The organism is Neobacillus sp. K501 (assembly GCF_053749995.1).
The window spans coordinates 1-15455 of the sequence record NZ_JBSLYA010000022.1; the positions used below are offsets into that span (position 1 = coordinate 1).

Annotated in this window: 15 protein-coding genes, 1 tRNA gene, 1 rRNA gene, 1 other RNA gene and 1 other annotated feature; of the genes, 4 read left to right on the top strand and 14 right to left on the bottom strand. The window is 40.6% G+C overall.

All coding sequences use genetic code 11. From position 1 onward, the window contains the following. Positions 1-314: 314 nt before the first annotated feature. The 7 genes from ACWM35_RS24845 to tadA form a co-directional block, all read right to left on the bottom strand. On the bottom strand, positions 315-578 hold the full coding sequence (locus ACWM35_RS24845) for a pro-sigmaK processing inhibitor BofA family protein (protein ID WP_454821556.1): 264 nt from the start codon (positions 576-578) through the stop codon (positions 315-317). Positions 579-665: 87 nt separating this feature from the next. Beyond that, positions 666-884 carry a YaaL family protein gene (locus ACWM35_RS24850; RefSeq protein ID WP_454821557.1) on the bottom strand — a complete coding sequence of 73 codons (219 nt, stop codon included), beginning with the start codon at positions 882-884 and terminating at the stop codon, positions 666-668. A 119-nt stretch (positions 885-1003) separates the two neighbouring features. Then, a complete protein-coding gene (gene recR / locus ACWM35_RS24855) occupies positions 1004-1600 on the bottom strand; it encodes a recombination mediator RecR (RefSeq protein ID WP_454821558.1) in 597 nt (198 codons plus the stop codon). 65 nt (positions 1601-1665) lie between these two features. Beyond that, positions 1666-1986 (bottom strand): YbaB/EbfC family nucleoid-associated protein, encoded by a 321-nt coding sequence (locus ACWM35_RS24860; protein WP_454821559.1) that lies wholly within the window; start codon positions 1984-1986, stop codon positions 1666-1668. A 19-nt stretch (positions 1987-2005) separates the two neighbouring features. After that, entirely contained in the window at positions 2006-3691 is a 1686-nt protein-coding gene (dnaX, locus tag ACWM35_RS24865) for a DNA polymerase III subunit gamma/tau (RefSeq protein ID WP_454821560.1), read from the bottom strand. Between the two features lie 125 nt (positions 3692-3816). After that, positions 3817-4081, bottom strand: an RNA gene (gene ffs / locus ACWM35_RS24870) — signal recognition particle sRNA large type. Positions 4082-4124: 43 nt separating this feature from the next. Next, positions 4125-4640, bottom strand: coding sequence for a tRNA adenosine(34) deaminase TadA (gene tadA, locus ACWM35_RS24875; RefSeq protein ID WP_454821561.1), 516 nt, complete (start codon positions 4638-4640; stop codon positions 4125-4127). Positions 4641-4745: 105 nt separating this feature from the next. Here tadA and ACWM35_RS24880 point away from each other — a divergent pair, with 105 nt between their 5' ends. The 3 genes from ACWM35_RS24880 to ACWM35_RS24890 all read left to right on the top strand — a co-directional run bounded on the left by ACWM35_RS24880 (position 4746) and on the right by ACWM35_RS24890 (position 7621). Next, positions 4746-6029 (top strand): glycosyl hydrolase family 18 protein, encoded by a 1284-nt coding sequence (locus ACWM35_RS24880; RefSeq protein ID WP_454821562.1) that lies wholly within the window; start codon positions 4746-4748, stop codon positions 6027-6029. Between the two features lie 232 nt (positions 6030-6261). Next, complete coding sequence (locus ACWM35_RS24885) at positions 6262-6909, top strand: deoxynucleoside kinase (RefSeq protein WP_454821563.1); 648 nt, start codon at positions 6262-6264, stop codon at positions 6907-6909. Between the two features lie 16 nt (positions 6910-6925). Further along, positions 6926-7621, top strand: a complete 696-nt coding sequence (locus ACWM35_RS24890; protein WP_454821564.1) for a deoxynucleoside kinase — start codon at positions 6926-6928, stop codon at positions 7619-7621. 192 nt (positions 7622-7813) lie between these two features. Here ACWM35_RS24890 and ACWM35_RS24895 read toward each other — a convergent pair. The 6 genes from ACWM35_RS24895 to guaB all read right to left on the bottom strand — a co-directional run bounded on the left by ACWM35_RS24895 (position 7814) and on the right by guaB (position 14239). Continuing rightward, a tRNA-Ser gene (locus tag ACWM35_RS24895) sits at positions 7814-7906 on the bottom strand. A gap of 60 nt (positions 7907-7966) precedes the next feature. Then, positions 7967-9247, bottom strand: coding sequence for a serine--tRNA ligase (serS, locus tag ACWM35_RS24900; protein ID WP_454821565.1), 1281 nt, complete (start codon positions 9245-9247; stop codon positions 7967-7969). A 44-nt stretch (positions 9248-9291) separates the two neighbouring features. Beyond that, positions 9292-9516: a binding site (T-box leader), on the bottom strand. 53 nt (positions 9517-9569) lie between these two features. Further along, a complete protein-coding gene (gene pdxT / locus ACWM35_RS24905; protein ID WP_454821566.1) occupies positions 9570-10157 on the bottom strand; it encodes a pyridoxal 5'-phosphate synthase glutaminase subunit PdxT in 588 nt (195 codons plus the stop codon). A gap of 55 nt (positions 10158-10212) precedes the next feature. Further along, positions 10213-11094 (bottom strand): pyridoxal 5'-phosphate synthase lyase subunit PdxS, encoded by an 882-nt coding sequence (gene pdxS / locus ACWM35_RS24910; RefSeq protein WP_454821567.1) that lies wholly within the window; start codon positions 11092-11094, stop codon positions 10213-10215. Positions 11095-11264: 170 nt separating this feature from the next. Next, complete coding sequence (locus ACWM35_RS24915; RefSeq protein WP_454821570.1) at positions 11265-12593, bottom strand: D-alanyl-D-alanine carboxypeptidase family protein; 1329 nt, start codon at positions 12591-12593, stop codon at positions 11265-11267. Between the two features lie 179 nt (positions 12594-12772). After that, complete coding sequence (guaB, locus tag ACWM35_RS24920; protein WP_454821568.1) at positions 12773-14239, bottom strand: IMP dehydrogenase; 1467 nt, start codon at positions 14237-14239, stop codon at positions 12773-12775. 108 nt (positions 14240-14347) lie between these two features. Here guaB and ACWM35_RS24925 point away from each other — a divergent pair, with 108 nt between their 5' ends. Next, positions 14348-15289 (top strand): YaaC family protein, encoded by a 942-nt coding sequence (locus ACWM35_RS24925; protein WP_454821569.1) that lies wholly within the window; start codon positions 14348-14350, stop codon positions 15287-15289. Positions 15290-15344: 55 nt separating this feature from the next. On the opposite strand, the gene rrf is transcribed toward ACWM35_RS24925, so the two are convergent. Continuing rightward, positions 15345-15455, bottom strand: a 5S ribosomal RNA gene (rrf, locus tag ACWM35_RS24930); the annotation flags it as partial.

Here is a 15455-nt window from a genome sequence, read left to right on the forward strand (position 1 = left end):
GATCAAACTCTCCAAGAAAGTTGATATAGCTCATAAAGTTACGTTGGCTTAGTTTCTATAGTAGAAACTAAAATATTATTGTTTGTTGACGTTTTTGTTTGTTTAGTTTTCAAAGATCAATTTCTTCATATCGCTCAGAAGCGACTTTATTAATATATCATTTCAAGTTATTAAAGTCAATAACTTTTTTAACTTGCTACCGTGTCGTTTGTGACGACTTTTAATATATTACAGGACAAAAACCAATTGGTCAACAGTTTTTTAAAATATAATTTAAGAAAAGAAAAATCCGCTGATATCCAGCGGATAAGTCACTATATTACCCATTGTTGAATAGCGACTAGGGCGAATAATCCCGGGATCCCAAGAAAACCAGATACGGCAGATGTCGCAAAATTGATTGGGACATGGATACCGAAACTATTGCCTGCTGCATTTAAGAAAAATAAAAATAAGGCTCCTATTAGTAGTTTCACAACAGTTTGGCCAAGAAACCTAACGGGCTTAAAGGGAGCTCCAGAAAACAGTAGTATAAGGATTAGCCCGCCTAAAATGGAAATGACGACAATTGGTTCCAAAAAAGCTATCCCCCTCCAGACTAATATTAATACAGCTTATGTACAAGTTGTATTACTTAGAACCTGGCGAAAGATAGCCCGATAAATTTACCTCTTATAACTTACACTTCTTTGTTTAGCTTCTCTTAATAGAAAGATGTACTTAGCTTCTGCGATTTTTGTTTGACAGATGGCTTCTTCTGACGGATCAAAGCTTTTTTCTAGCAACTGCTTCTGTTTTTGCCATTGCTCTTTATACTCAGTCAGCTGTCCTAACAGTTTTTCATCAAACTCTCTCCGCAGCCATCCTTTACGCCGAAAAAACATACTTATTCCCCCGGTACTTGTCTAGCTCCAGCGCCTAGGGGCTCTCATTAAGGGAGATTACACCTATCAGCTTTTCTCCCTGTATCCGTCCCTCGACAAGGCACTTCCGCTTTTCTTATTTAAAGTTCTCTTCGGCCTTCTAATGCTTTTGACAAGGTTACTTCGTCTGCATATTCAAGATCGCCGCCGACTGGCAGTCCGTGGGCAATCCGGGTTATTTTGATTCCTGATGGTTTTAATAGACGGGAAATATACATAGCTGTTGCTTCCCCTTCAATATTAGGGTTGGTCGCTAAGATGACCTCTTGGACAGTTTCATCCTGCAGACGCTTTAAAAGATCGGGGATATTAATATCCTCCGGTCCGATTCCATCCATAGGAGAAATAGCACCATGGAGCACATGATATAAGCCGTTAAACTCTTTCATTTTTTCCATCGCAATGACATCTTTAGGATCTTGAACGACACAAATAATACTCTTATCACGACGTTGGTCCTCACAAATATAACAAGGATCTTGGTCCGTGATATGACCACATACCGAACAATAGGTTAAATTACGCTTTGCATTTACAAGCGCTTTAGCAAAATCAAGCACTGTATCTTCCTTCATACTTAAGACAAAAAAGGCGAGTCTAGCAGCTGTCTTTGGACCGATGCCAGGAAGCTTCATAAAGCTGTCTATCAGCTTGGATATTGGTTCAGGATAATGCATTTTCTATTATTCCTCTCTTAGAAAAGCGTATGCACCCAGAAAAAGACGCATACGCTAATGAAATATTAAAATGGAAGATTCATTCCTTTTGTAAATTGGCCCATTGTGCTATTTGTTAGATCTTCTACCTTTTTTAGAGCATCGTTCGTTGCTGCAAGCACAAGATCCTGCAACATATCGATATCATCTGGATCAACTGCTTCAGGCTTGATTCTTACATCAACCACTTCTTTATGTCCTGTAACGATTACCGTTACCATACCGCCGCCTGCAGTGCCTTCAATTTGTTTTTGACCTAATTCTTCTTGTGCCTCTGCCATTTTCTTTTGCATTTTTTGCATTTGCTTCATCATATTTTGCATATTACCCATTCCGCCACGCATCATTCATCATCCTCCAAATTTATTAATCAATAATTTCTACAAATTCAGCCCCAAACAAATTTTTCGCTTCAGAAATATGAGGTTCTTCTTCTTGCCCTGAACCAACTTCTTCACCTTCATTTGTATGCTGAGTGCTTAAAAAGTTTTCTCGTATGGTTACCCATTGATCATCAGGTACACCTAACACTAAAAATTGGCTTCCGGTTAATTCCATTAGCGCTTGTGTAAGAGTTTCGATAAAACGATTATTATCCATTGCCATTTGGCAGTGAATCTCATGTTTGAATTTCAAAATAAAAGCATTGTCTGAAGCTGCTGCTGGCTCTGCTTCATTTAGCAGTGCCGCATGGGACTTCATTAATCTCCCGCGCATTTCTCCCCAGACGCTTTTAATTTTATTTAAGTTGTTTTTCGTCGCATGCTTAAGTACTTCATTTATCCTTCCAACAGCAGGCTGGAATCCCTTTCTTGAAGTCCTTTGTGGAGATTTTTGCGTTTGAGCTGGCGCTTCCTGTACGGGGGAAACACCCATTGTTTTTAATTGCTGCAACTCCTGCTCTAACTGTTCAATTTTTCCTAACAGCTGTGACATCTGTCCAGATGGAGCCTGCTCGGTCTGTTTAACTTCTGTTTGACACAACTTGACAATCGCCACTTCAAGGAAAATCCTTGGATGATTGGTCCAGCGCATTTCTTGCTGGGTTTTATTTAATAAATCTATTAGCTGATAAATTTGTTCATACGGAACCTTTTCAGCCAGCCTGCGAAACTCCTCATCAAGCAATACTCGATCTAATGACTCTTCGAGGTTGGGAGCTGTTTTGAACAGCAACATGTCGCGATAATAGAGAATGAAATCCTCAATAAAACGGCTAGGATCTTTACCATGAAACAATAACTCCTCTAACGCTTCTAACCCTCGGGCCACATCCTTTTCATCAACAGCACTTGCCAACTTATTCAAAAATCCTTGAGAAACCGAACCCGTTACCGTTAATGCATCTTCAACGGTAACACGCTCCTGGCTAAAGGAAATGGCTTGATCCAGCAAACTCAAAGCATCACGCATACCACCTTCGGCTGCTCGAGCAATCATTTTTAACGCATCCTCATCACAAGCAACACCTGTTTCATCGACAATTAGCTTCATTCGATTCACGATTGATTGGGCTGTAATCCGCCTAAAATCAAAACGTTGACATCTAGAGATAATCGTTAATGGAATTTTATGAGGCTCTGTCGTTGCTAATATGAAGATAACGTGCTTCGGTGGTTCCTCTAATGTTTTTAGCAAGGCATTAAAGGCGCTAATCGATAGCATATGTACTTCATCAATGATATAAACCTTGTAATTGACTGCTGTCGGAGCAAATTTCACCTTGTCGAGGACATCTCTCATTTCCTCCACACGGGAGTTAGAGGCAGCATCAAACTCGAGCACATCGGAAATCGTTCCATTGGTGATTCCTTTGCAGGCTGCACATTCATTACATGGCTCTGAAACAGGGGCACGTTCACAGTTCACGGCTTTCGCCAAAATTTTCGCAGCACTGGTTTTCCCCGTTCCCCGTGGTCCATTAAATAAATAAGCATGTGATATTTTCTGCTGAAGCAGGGCATTTTGCAACGTTTTGGTTACATGCTCTTGTCCAACTACATCAAAAAATGTCTGTGGACGCCAAACACGATATAAAGCTTGATATGCCAAAACAACCGCCCCCTTCGATATTTTTCATCCTTTTCATTATAACGTATCTCTTTTCTTTTTTACAAAAAAGATGACAAAAAAACTCATCCCGCTTTTCGAGATGAGTAATTTGTATTATGTAACTGCCGTGCACCTTCCGTCGACTGGCGCCCATAGGCGCTGCTTAAGCAGTTAGCTCGGCCCAGGCAACCCTGCGGCACATGGGAGCGTCCACTTAATGCTGCTTCCTTCCGGACCTGACATGGTTCATGGATTCCCATTGCGCAGGACCTGGGCGTCAACACTACTTACTTAAGCCGGACCCTACAGGACACCAGCCTCGGGAAGGGATTCAGCCTCGCTAGAGCGGATTGCGAGTACAGGGCACCGCTACCTCCCCGCCTAGCACGGCAAAGTTGATACTTTTTTAGTATACTAACTCCAGCAAAAAAAATCAATCATTATCAATTGTAAATTCCTGTAAGGATAATTTCTTTGCTAATTTCCGTTTTTCCCTTATGCCACGAAAAAAGTCTGTCAATAACTGTCCGCATTCTTCGGCCAATACCCCACTAGTCACTTCACTTTGGTGGTTAAAACGGTCATACTGCAAAAGATTCATCAATGTTCCCACACAGCCGCCCTTAGGATCAACAGCTCCATAGACAACTCTTTTTACCCTTGATAAAATAATCGCCCCTGAGCACATCGGGCAAGGCTCTAGTGTAACATAAAGCGTTGCATTCTCAAGCCGCCATGACCCTGTTACCTTGCATGCTTGTTCAATGGCCAAAACCTCTGCATGCGCGATCGCGCTTTGTTCTGTTTCCCGTAAATTATGAGCCCGGGAGATAATTTTTCCATCGATAACAATAACCGCTCCAATCGGCACCTCTGTTAAGGCTTTCGCCTTTTCCGCCTCCTGAATCGCTTCCTTCATATAATACTCGTCTAAATTTTCATCATTCATCAGAAAACCGCCTTAATGACAAACTGTTTATAAATAATTATATCATGATTTCCCTCCTGGTCTCATAGAATAGCGGTAGCGTATTTGCTTAAGGAGGGGAAAAGCATGCAAATTCATGTTGTTCAAAGAAATCAATCTTTAACCACGATTGCAAGAACTTATCAGACGACCGTCAATGATCTTATTGAAGCCAATGACATCCCCAACCCGAATAATTTAGTCATCGGCCAAGCGCTGGTCATCCCGATTGTCGGCAGTTTTTATTTTGTACAGCCAGGGGATAGTTTATGGTCGATTTCACAAAAGGTTGGTGTTCCCTATCAACAGCTCGCTACCATTAATCGAATTTCATTGAATCAACAGCTACCTGTTGGATATCGCTTATATATACCTCCACGTACAAAAAGAAGAGCAGAATTTAATGCCTATGTTGAACCGCGCGGCACCTCTGTCACTCCTATCTTAGAGACAAGTGCCAGGGAGGCAGCACCTTACTTAACCTATTTAGCCCCTTTTAGTTTCCAGGCCCTTCGTAACGGGTCATTAAAGGAACCATTATTAAATAACTTCCCCGCTATTGCCAGAGCCAATAACAATGTTTTAATGATGGTCATTACCAATCAGGAAAATGACCAATTTAGCGATGAACTAGGAAGGATATTACTCAATGATATCCCGATTCAGGATCGTTTTTTAAACAATATCGTTACTACAGCTAAAAAATATGGCTTCCGCGATATTCACTTTGACTTTGAATTTTTACGTCCAGCTGATCGCGAAGCCTATAATCGCTTTTTACGGAAAGCAAAGACCCGCTTTCAAAATGAAGGCTGGCTAATGTCTACTGCCCTTGCACCTAAGACGAGCGCAACGCAAAAAGGGAAATGGTATGAAGCGCATGATTACAGAGCTCACGGAGAAATTGCAGACTTTGTGGTAATTATGACTTACGAATGGGGCTACAGCGGTGGCCCTGCAATGGCGGTCTCACCAATTGATCAAGTACGCAAGGTTTTAGAATATGCAATAACAGAGATGCCATCAAATAAAATACTGATGGGTCAAAATCTTTATGGCTATGATTGGACGCTTCCTTTTGTTCAGGGCTCTATCGCAAAAGCCGTCAGTCCGCAGCAAGCAATCGAAATTGCCGCAAGAAATAATGTCGCCATTCAATATGATACAAAAGCGCAGGCCCCGTTCTTCAACTATACAGCCCAAGATGGAAAACGGCATGAGGTTTGGTTTGAGGATGCCCGCTCCATCCAAGCAAAATTCAATCTAATTAAAGAGCTAAATCTTCGAGGAATGAGTTATTGGAAGCTCGGTCTGGCCTTCCCGCAAAATTGGCTGTTAATTGTTGAAAATTTCGAAGTCGTCAAACGTTAACAAAATATTTTTTCATTAAAAACTGCCATCTTTCGGCAGTTTCTTCATTTTATCGACATGAATTTCATTTCTTCTATATTTTCCATATCCCTTCCTCTACCATAGTGTGATAATATATTATTTGTGTCCCAAAATACGCAGGGGCTTATGACCCAGTTAAATAGAAAATTTCACCGAAATTCCTCGGGTTAAACATAGAAATTGCAGGCAGTTGGAGAAGGAGGACAGAAAAATGGTCTATACTCCCTTTATTACCGTTGAAGGGCCGATTGGTGTTGGCAAGACATCTCTCGCAAAAGCCATTTCGAATCATTTCAATTTTGCTTTATTAAAAGAAATTGTTGATGAAAATCCATTTTTAGGGAAGTTCTATGAGAATATTGAAGAGTGGAGCTTCCAAACGGAAATGTTTTTTCTCTGCAATCGCTATAAGCAATTAGGGGATATTAATACTCATTACTTAAGCAAAAATCAATCAGTTGTTGCTGATTATCATATTTTTAAAAATTTAATTTTTGCCCAACGTACTTTAAGCCAGGATGAGTATCAAAAGTACTATAAGATTTATCAGATTCTAACAGAAGACATGCCTAAGCCAAATGTCATCATTTATCTGAATGCTAGTCTTGATACATTATTAAAGCGAATCAAAATAAGAGGCCGTGAGGTAGAGAAAAATATCAGCCCTCTCTATTTAGAGCAATTATCACTTGACTATGAACAAGCCATGACGAGCTTTGAACATACACATCCAGATATTCCTGTTCTCCGCTTTAACGGTGATGAATTAGATTTTGTTAAAAACGAAGAGGATTTAACGTTTATCATTGAAAAACTTACACAATCGTTAAAAAATAACAGCACGACAAACATTAGATAAGAATTGGGGGATGTTAGTGAGTATCGTTATTGGTGGTATGATTGGTCTTGGAAAAACAAGTGTGGCGGATACTTTGGATGCACACTTTCAAAAAAAAGGAATTGAGAGTAAGGTTTTTTATGAAACCGTAGATGATAACCCGATTCTACCGCTTTATTATGAGCTGACACCAGAAGAATTAGATGCAAGAAGGATCCCTTTCCTGTTACAGTTATTCTTCTTAAATAAACGCTTTAAAACCGTCAAGGACTGTGTTGGTTGGATCGAGCCAGTTTATACGATTCAAGATCGTTCGATTTATGAAGATTGGTATTTTGCTTTAGTAAATAAAAATTTAGGCAGGATCTCTGATCTTGAATTCAAAATCTATGAAGATCTTGTTGAAAACATGATGGAAGAGCTGAATGAGCTTCCTAAAAAGGCTCCAGATTTAATGGTTTATTTAAAAGGTTCTTTTGATACTGTTATCGACCGCATCATGTCCCGCGGCCGCAGCTTTGAGATTAACCCTGAGCTAAAGGAATATTACTTTGAAGTGTGGAAGGGTTACGATGAGTGGGTCATTAATCATTACAATGCCAGTGAGGTATTGATTATTGATATGGATAATACGGATGTGGTGAAACGTCCAGAGGATGCTGCCAGGGTTTGCCGTGAGGTTGAAGAGAAACTAGCAGAGATATTAAATATAACAAAAGCACATATCGGTTAATCCGGTATGTGCTTTTGTATTAGAAATGTGGAAGTGCCTTCGGAACAAGCAAAAAACAGCTTGTTCCTGTGAGGATTATTCTAAGGAGCCTTCCTTAGTGCTCGGCGGCGACAAATAAAAAAAATCCACTACAATTGCTTGTAGCGGATTTTATCTCCAGGTTTTATGCGCGAAGTTAATAAATAATTTAGATGGCGGAGGAAGAGGGATTCGAACCCCCGCGCGGTTTAACCCGCCTGTCGGTTTTCAAGACCGATCCCTTCAGCCGGACTTGGGTATTCCTCCGTATCGACAAGGAATAGATTATCATAAAATAACATCCCTGTCAACACACTAAAAACTATTTTATTCTGGTTTCAGTACCTCTTTGTTCCCCATATAAGGGCGCAATACTTTAGGAATAACAACACTGCCATCTGCCTGCTGATAATTTTCTAATATCGCTGCAACCGTTCTGCCAATTGCCAGTCCTGAACCATTTAATGTGTGTACATGTTCTGGCTTGGCTTTCGGATCACGGCGGAAACGAATATTGGCACGGCGTGCTTGGAACGCTTCAAAATTACTGCAAGAAGAAATCTCTCGGTACGTTTCGTAGCTAGGAATCCACACTTCAATATCGTACTTTTTCGCAGCCGTAAAGCCAAGGTCTCCTGTACACATGCTAAGCACTCGGTATGGAAGCTCAAGCAATTGCAAGACCCGTTCCGCATCATTAGTCAATTTTTCAAGCTCATCATAAGAATCCTCTGGCTTAACAAACTTCACAAGCTCTACCTTATTAAACTGGTGCTGACGAATTAACCCGCGTGTATCACGGCCTGCAGAACCCGCTTCAGAACGGAAGCATGCACTGTATGCTGCAAAGCGAATGGGAAGCTCGTCGCCGCTCAAAATCTCATCACGGTGATAATTGGTGACAGGCACCTCAGCTGTCGGAATTAAGAAGTAATCCTCGCTTTCAATTAAGAACGCATCTTCTGCAAATTTTGGCAGCTGACCAGTTCCTGTCATGCTCGTACGGTTAACCATATATGGCGGCAGGATTTCTTTATAACCATGCTCATCAACATGAAGATCAAGCATAAAGTTCATTAAGGCGCGCTCTAAACGAGCCCCAAGACCTTTATAGAAAACAAAGCGGCTTCCGGTAACCTTGCCCGCACGTTCAAAGTCAAGGATCCCTAAATGATCGGCAATATCCCAGTGAGGCTTTGCTTCAAACTCAAAGTCACGGACATGACCCCATTTTCTAATCTCGACATTTTCATCCTCCGTTTCGCCGACTGGGACGCTCTCATGAGGAATATTTGGAATGCTTAATAGCAATAGCTCAAGGGTTTCTTCTACTCCACGAAGTTCATCATCCAATACCTTAATCCGCTCACCTACTTCACGCATTTCGAGGATAAGCTGCTCCGCATCCTGCTTCTCGCGCTTTAAAGCGGCCACTTGTTGAGATACTTCATTCCGTTTGCTCTTTAATTGCTCTGCTTCGACGATTAAATCACGTCTGCGTTGATCAAGATCCTCGAATTTACCAAGGTCGGTTAAATCTTCACCACGGTGCTGAAGCTTTTCTTTCACTTCGGCAAAATTTGCTCTTAATACTTTAATATCCAACATATTTGCTGCTCCTTTACAAAAAAATAAAAAAACTCCCGCCCCAAAACAGGGACGAGAGTTACCCGCGTTACCACCCTGGTTGACAGAATTTAGTCTGTCCACCTTGAAAAAAATTTAACGGTTTTTACCGAAAGTACTTACTGGCTCTAAAGGAGCGTTCCGTACCTTACTCGAGGATGGATTCACAAGCTTCAAACACCGATTTTCACCAGCCACCGGCTCTCTTTAAGAATGATAATCTTGTTACTAGTTCCTCTCATTGCTTTAGACAATATTTATTTGTTTTATAATTTACTATAAATTTTAACCAAATGCAACCAAATTATGCATGTTGCTTTGTCTTTACTTCCGTCACCATTCCGATAAAGTAAGCCGTAAGGCGATGATCATCTGTTAATTCTGGATGAAAGGAGCAGCCTAAGAATTGACCTTCCCGTGCAGCCACAATCCGTTCATTGTTTTTTGCCAGGATTTCTACTTCCGCTCCTGCCTCAACGATGTGCGGTGCCCGGATAAACACAGCAGGATAACTATCTGCTACATCCTTAACCGCGAGGTCAGCCTCGAAGCTGTCTACTTGACGTCCAAAGGAATTACGTTCAACTGTAATGTCCATCACACCAATGTGGGATTCTTGGCCCACTATGTTCTTAGCCAAAAGAATTAAGCCAGCACATGTACCGAACATCGGCTTTCCTTCCCGGGCAAATTCCTTCAGCGCATCCATAAAATCATACTTATCAATCAAGCGGCGCATCGCTGTGCTTTCCCCACCCGGTAGAATGAGACCGTCTACTTTTTTTAACTCCTCTACACACTTAATGGCTATTGCCTCTGCACCACATGCTTCGACTGACTGGATGTGTTCACGGACTGCACCTTGTAAGGCAAGTACACCAATTTTTATCATGATAAAACTCCTTTTAGGTTTCAAACTTTGAACACCATCTAGCTTCAACGCCTAATTACCAACCTCTGTCTTGCATGCGATTTTCCGGAGCCAGTGATGAGATTTCAATCCCTTTCATTGGTGTTCCTAGATCTTTTGAAAGCTCTGCAATCAATTTATAATCCTGGTAATGAGTGGTTGCTTCAACAATCGCTCTTGCAAACTTAGCAGGGTTTTCAGATTTAAAAATACCAGACCCTACGAATACACCATCAGCACCTAATTGCATCATTAACGCTGCATCAGCTGGAGTGGCAACACCACCGGCAGCAAAGTTAACGACTGGAAGGCGGCCAAGGCGCTTAATTTCAAGCAATAATTCAAATGGAGCACCTAATAATTTTGCTTCTGTCATCAATTCATCTTCATTCATGCCAACTACTTTACGAACCTGTGCATTCACCTTACGGATATGGCGAACAGCCTCTACGATATTTCCTGTTCCAGGTTCACCTTTTGTACGAAGCATGGAAGCTCCTTCACCAATCCTGCGGGCAGCCTCACCAAGGTCACGGCAGCCACAAACAAATGGAACAGTATAATCACTTTTATATAAATGGAATTCCTCATCTGCAGGTGTTAATACTTCACTCTCATCGATATAGTCTACACCCATTGCTTCAAGCACACGTGCTTCGACGATATGACCAATTCTAGCCTTTGCCATTACTGGGATTGAAACGGCATTCAGTACTTCTTCAACAATTCTTGGATCAGCCATTCTTGCAACGCCGCCAGCCGCACGGATATCAGATGGCACACGCTCAAGAGCCATAACTGCCACTGCACCAGCCTCTTCGGCAATTCGCGCCTGCTCTGCATTAACAACATCCATGATGACGCCGCCCTTTTGCATTTCTGCCATTCCACGTTTAACTCGGTCCGTACCTGTTTTCATCTCAAATCCCCCCGTTAGTGTACAATTTTGGAAATGTTGTAAAAAATTTCACTTAGTATGTATTAATTCAGAATTATTCCAACTTAATAAATAATTCCATAAAATCATTAAAGCAACAAAAAAGGATTCCTGTCAAGACAAGAACCCTCTGTAAATTATTCCCTTTTTAATTAAAACCAGCCTTTAACGGTGGAAGAAATACCACCCCAAAGATCTCCGAAGAAACCTCCGATTCCTCTCATCATCAAGACGAACCAATTAGCCTTTTCGACATCTTCTGCCGCAACGACATCAACCGTAATATTACTCTTACCTTTTTCTGTGATAAACCCTAAGTTTTCTTCATTTTTCGGCTGGATCGTTAAGGTTCCGACCTTTTCACCCTTTTTAATAGGTGCCGTCAGTTCACCTTGTTTATTAACCTTCTTTTCATCAATGGTTAAGACAGTTTTATAACTATCCTTATCCTCATTTTTTACTACCACATTAACAGCATCTTTTGTATAGATTTTCACTTGATCTTCTTTACCCTTCGTTACAGGTAAAGTCTCTTTCCCTTTAACTTGATGATGCTTTGGAACAATTTCTTTTTTTGTAAAATTATTAAAGGCGTAATCCATAATCTTTCTTGTTTCTTTAAAACGTTCCATTTGGGAACTTGTATTCATCACAACGGATATAAATCTTTGCCCATTTCTTTCCGCTGTTCCTGTAAAATTGTAGCCGGCGAAAGGCGTTGAACCTGTTTTTAAACCATCCAATCCATCATAAACAAATTGCTGATAATTTGGATAGTCTTCTGCGATTTCTTTATACCCTTCGAGCATCCAGTTCCAGTTATCCATCACAAATTCATCTTCTGTCCCTTTAGCAAAAACCTTTTCAGGAATACTAGAAGTTTCTAATACTTCTGGGAAGTCATTTAATAAGTGAAAAGCTAACGTAGCAACATCTTTTGCTGCCATGATATTTTCTTCATCAGGATCGCCAATGACTTCTGGAAAATGTTTTAATATATCACGGTTATTCAAACCGCTTGAGTTTACAAACTTATAAGTTTTCAAACCTAGTTCTGCTGCTTTTTGATTCATCAGTTCAACAAATTTTGCTTCAGAGCCCGCTACCACTTCGGCAATCGCCATTGTGGCTGCATTTGCCGATTCAATTGCCATGGCAGCATATAGGTCTTTTACAGGATACTTTGCTTCAACACGCAAAAAAACATTACTTAAACTATTATCATGAGACATTTTTGATAGTTCAGGAGATACGACGTACTCTTGATCCCACTTCACTTTTCCCTCTTTAACAGCTTCTAACAGCAAATACTCTGTCATCATTTTCGTCATACTGGCAATTCCTAAAGCTGTTTCCGAATTCTTTTCATAAAGCACCATACCTGTTTTTGCATCTACCAATATAGCTCCAGATGCATTAACATCTAAATCCACTGCTGCTTCTGCTCTATTTAAGCCGGTAAATAGGCTAAACAACATCATGATTGCCAAGGAGCTGGCAAATAGCTTCCGATAAAACTGTTTGTTCACTTTTAACGCCCTCCAACGATTTTATACACTTTGGTTATTTTAACATAACTAGGGTTCAAATCATAGGCAGAGCATAGGACTATAATTTTTCCAAAAAAAAACAGAGAAGCGTCTGCTTCCCTGCAAATGTTCTAAGATAATGAGTAGTTTGGTGCTTCTTTCGTAATTTGAACATCGTGTGGGTGACTTTCCCGTAACCCCGCACCTGTCATCCGAACAAATTGAGCATTATTTCTTAGTTCCTCAAGGTCCTTTGTACCGCAATAGCCCATACCGGAACGCAACCCGCCAATTAGCTGATAAATCGTCTCAGCTAATGGTCCTTTATAAGGAAGGCGGCCTTCAATACCTTCTGGAACAAACTTTTTATTATCCTCTTGGAAATAACGATCCTTTGATCCCTTTTCCATCGCTGCTACAGAACCCATACCACGATACACCTTAAAGCGGCGCCCTTGGAAGATTTCTGTTTCTCCAGGACTTTCCGTTACTCCTGCTAACATACTACCTAACATAACAGCATGACCGCCAGATGCTAGTGCTTTAACGATATCTCCAGAGTACTTAATTCCGCCATCGGCAATAATCGCCTTTCCAAGCTTTCTTGCTTCTGTTGCGCAATCATAAACAGCTGTAATTTGTGGAACGCCTACACCTGCAACAACCCTTGTTGTACAAATTGAACCTGGGCCAATTCCTACCTTAACGACATCAGCACCCGCTTCAATCAAGTCTTTTGTTGCTTCAGCTGTAGCCACATTACCAGCAACAATCGTTAAGTCTGGATATTGGCTTCTGATTTCTCTTACCGTATCAAGGACACCCTTTGAATGACCATGAGCCGTATCCACCACAATGACGTCGACATTTGCCTTTACAAGCATTTCTACACGCATCATCGTATCCTTTGTGACCCCAACAGCCGCACCCGCTAATAAACGCCCTTGTTGGTCTTTAGCAGAGTTAGGGAACTCGATCACTTTCTCAATATCCTTGATGGTAATTAACCCTTTTAAAACACCTTCGTCGTCCACAAGAGGAAGTTTTTCAATTTTATGCCTTTGAAGGATTTTCTCCGCTTCCTTTAAAGTAGTTCCTACTGATGCCGTTACAAGATTTTCCTTCGTCATGACATCAGAAATTTTAAATGAATAGTCCTGGATGAATCGTAAATCACGATTCGTAATAATCCCAACTAGCTTTTGATCGTCCAGATTATTAACAATCGGTACACCAGATATTCGATATTTGCCCATTAAATGCTCAGCATCATATACTTGATGCTCTGGAGTTAGGTAAAATGGATCGGTAATAACGCCGCTTTCTGATCTTTTAACCTTTTCAACCTGCTCTGCCTGCTGTTCAATCGTCATATTCTTATGGATGATACCTAAACCACCCTGACGTGCCATTGAAATGGCCATCTCAGCCTCGGTAACGGTATCCATACCGGCACTGATGATTGGAATATTTAATTTGACCTTTGGCGACAACTCGACTTGAAGACTCACATCACGTGGCAATACTTCTGACTTACCCGGAATTAGTAACACATCATCAAACGTTAATCCTTCTTTTAAAAATTTACTCTCCCACATTTTTTAGGCCTCCAGGAAAAATTTTTTAATTGTAGGTTATCAATTGGACAAAATACTGTCAAGGACAACGATTTTGTCTAATTTTTCTGAATAAAGGGGTTATTCCATTTGGTTATCCATTTTAAAGGTTGGAAAAGCTACGCAAGCTTTTTTTCTGCAGAGTTTTGCCAACAATTTCTAAAAAATAAATACCAGAAAAGCAAGCTTGAAAATCCAGAACAAAAAAGCTATGAAAACTGCTATGCGTTTCTTTATTATTTGGAACACGGACAAATTTATTATGAACAAGCAGATAAGGCACCCTTGATTTTAAAGCCCATCCTACTCTTTTATGGTTTCGTTCATTTATTAAAAGCCTGTATTTTAACCATTGATCCTGCTTATCCCGAAACAACGTCAGTATTAGCGCATGGAGTTTCCACTCGAAAGAGAAAAAAGCAAAATTACCAATTTTTTCAGGATGAGGTGAAATTTCAAAAGAATGGGCTCTTTCCTTTTATCTCGGAAAAATTGTTTCAAATGAAACAATTAGAAGGGGACAAGGTAACGATGGAAGAACTTCTTCAGTTGATTCCAGAGTTGAATGAATTATTTGTTTTTCATGAGGCCAAAAGCACATTCACCCCCATATATACTCAGGATGACCAATGGGTAGTACCAGAAATTCTGTTAGACCACTATCATATGACAGCCGAAAGATTGAAAGAATTTCTTGTTAGCAAATCAGGTAATTCCATTGTTTTCCCATCAGATGATTTGAGGTTTCATTTTGAGAAGGGCTCAGGTCGTGGAGTTTCTCCGCTGAAATTTAATTATGAAATTAGTTCTTATGTACTGCCATTAAAAAAGGATAATTTGTTTGTTTTTCCTGAGCTTCTGGTCCACTACTTGCTGCTTTATAACCTTAGTATGATCGCTCGCTATGAGACGGAATGGTGGAGTGAATTAACAAAAACCATGCCTAACCGGGATTATCCCTTTATTTATACCTTTTTGGAAGTTACTTTGCAAAAGGGCCCGTATCTGATCTATGAATATTTGATGAGTTAAATAGATAAAAAAATATACAAAAAAAGAACAACCTACATCAGGTTGTTCTTTGCTTGCCTGGCAACGTCCTACTCTCACAGGGACAAAGTCCCAACTACCATCGGCGCTGAGAAGCTTAACTTCCGTGTTCGGTATGGGAACGGGTGTGACCTTCTCGCTATTGCTA

Bases quoted from the DNA above. Each gene is read 5' to 3' on its own strand.
- serS (WP_454821565.1), bottom strand. From the start codon at position 9,247: ATGTTGGATATTAAAGTATTAAGAGCAAATTTTGCCGAAGTGAAAGAA.
- recR (WP_454821558.1), bottom strand. From the start codon at position 1,600: ATGCATTATCCTGAACCAATATCCAAGCTGATAGACAGCTTTATGAAG.
- pdxT (WP_454821566.1), bottom strand. From the start codon at position 10,157: ATGATAAAAATTGGTGTACTTGCCTTACAAGGTGCAGTCCGTGAACAC.
- pdxS (WP_454821567.1), bottom strand. From the start codon at position 11,094: ATGAAAACAGGTACGGACCGAGTTAAACGTGGAATGGCAGAAATGCAA.
- ACWM35_RS24850 (WP_454821557.1), bottom strand. From the start codon at position 884: ATGTTTTTTCGGCGTAAAGGATGGCTGCGGAGAGAGTTTGATGAAAAA.
- ACWM35_RS24880 (WP_454821562.1), top strand. From the start codon at position 4,746: ATGCAAATTCATGTTGTTCAAAGAAATCAATCTTTAACCACGATTGCA.
- guaB (WP_454821568.1), bottom strand. From the start codon at position 14,239: ATGTGGGAGAGTAAATTTTTAAAAGAAGGATTAACGTTTGATGATGTG.
- ACWM35_RS24915 (WP_454821570.1), bottom strand. From the start codon at position 12,593: ATGATGTTGTTTAGCCTATTTACCGGCTTAAATAGAGCAGAAGCAGCA.
- tadA (WP_454821561.1), bottom strand. From the start codon at position 4,640: ATGAATGATGAAAATTTAGACGAGTATTATATGAAGGAAGCGATTCAG.
- ACWM35_RS24860 (WP_454821559.1), bottom strand. From the start codon at position 1,986: ATGATGCGTGGCGGAATGGGTAATATGCAAAATATGATGAAGCAAATG.
- ACWM35_RS24885 (WP_454821563.1), top strand. From the start codon at position 6,262: ATGGTCTATACTCCCTTTATTACCGTTGAAGGGCCGATTGGTGTTGGC.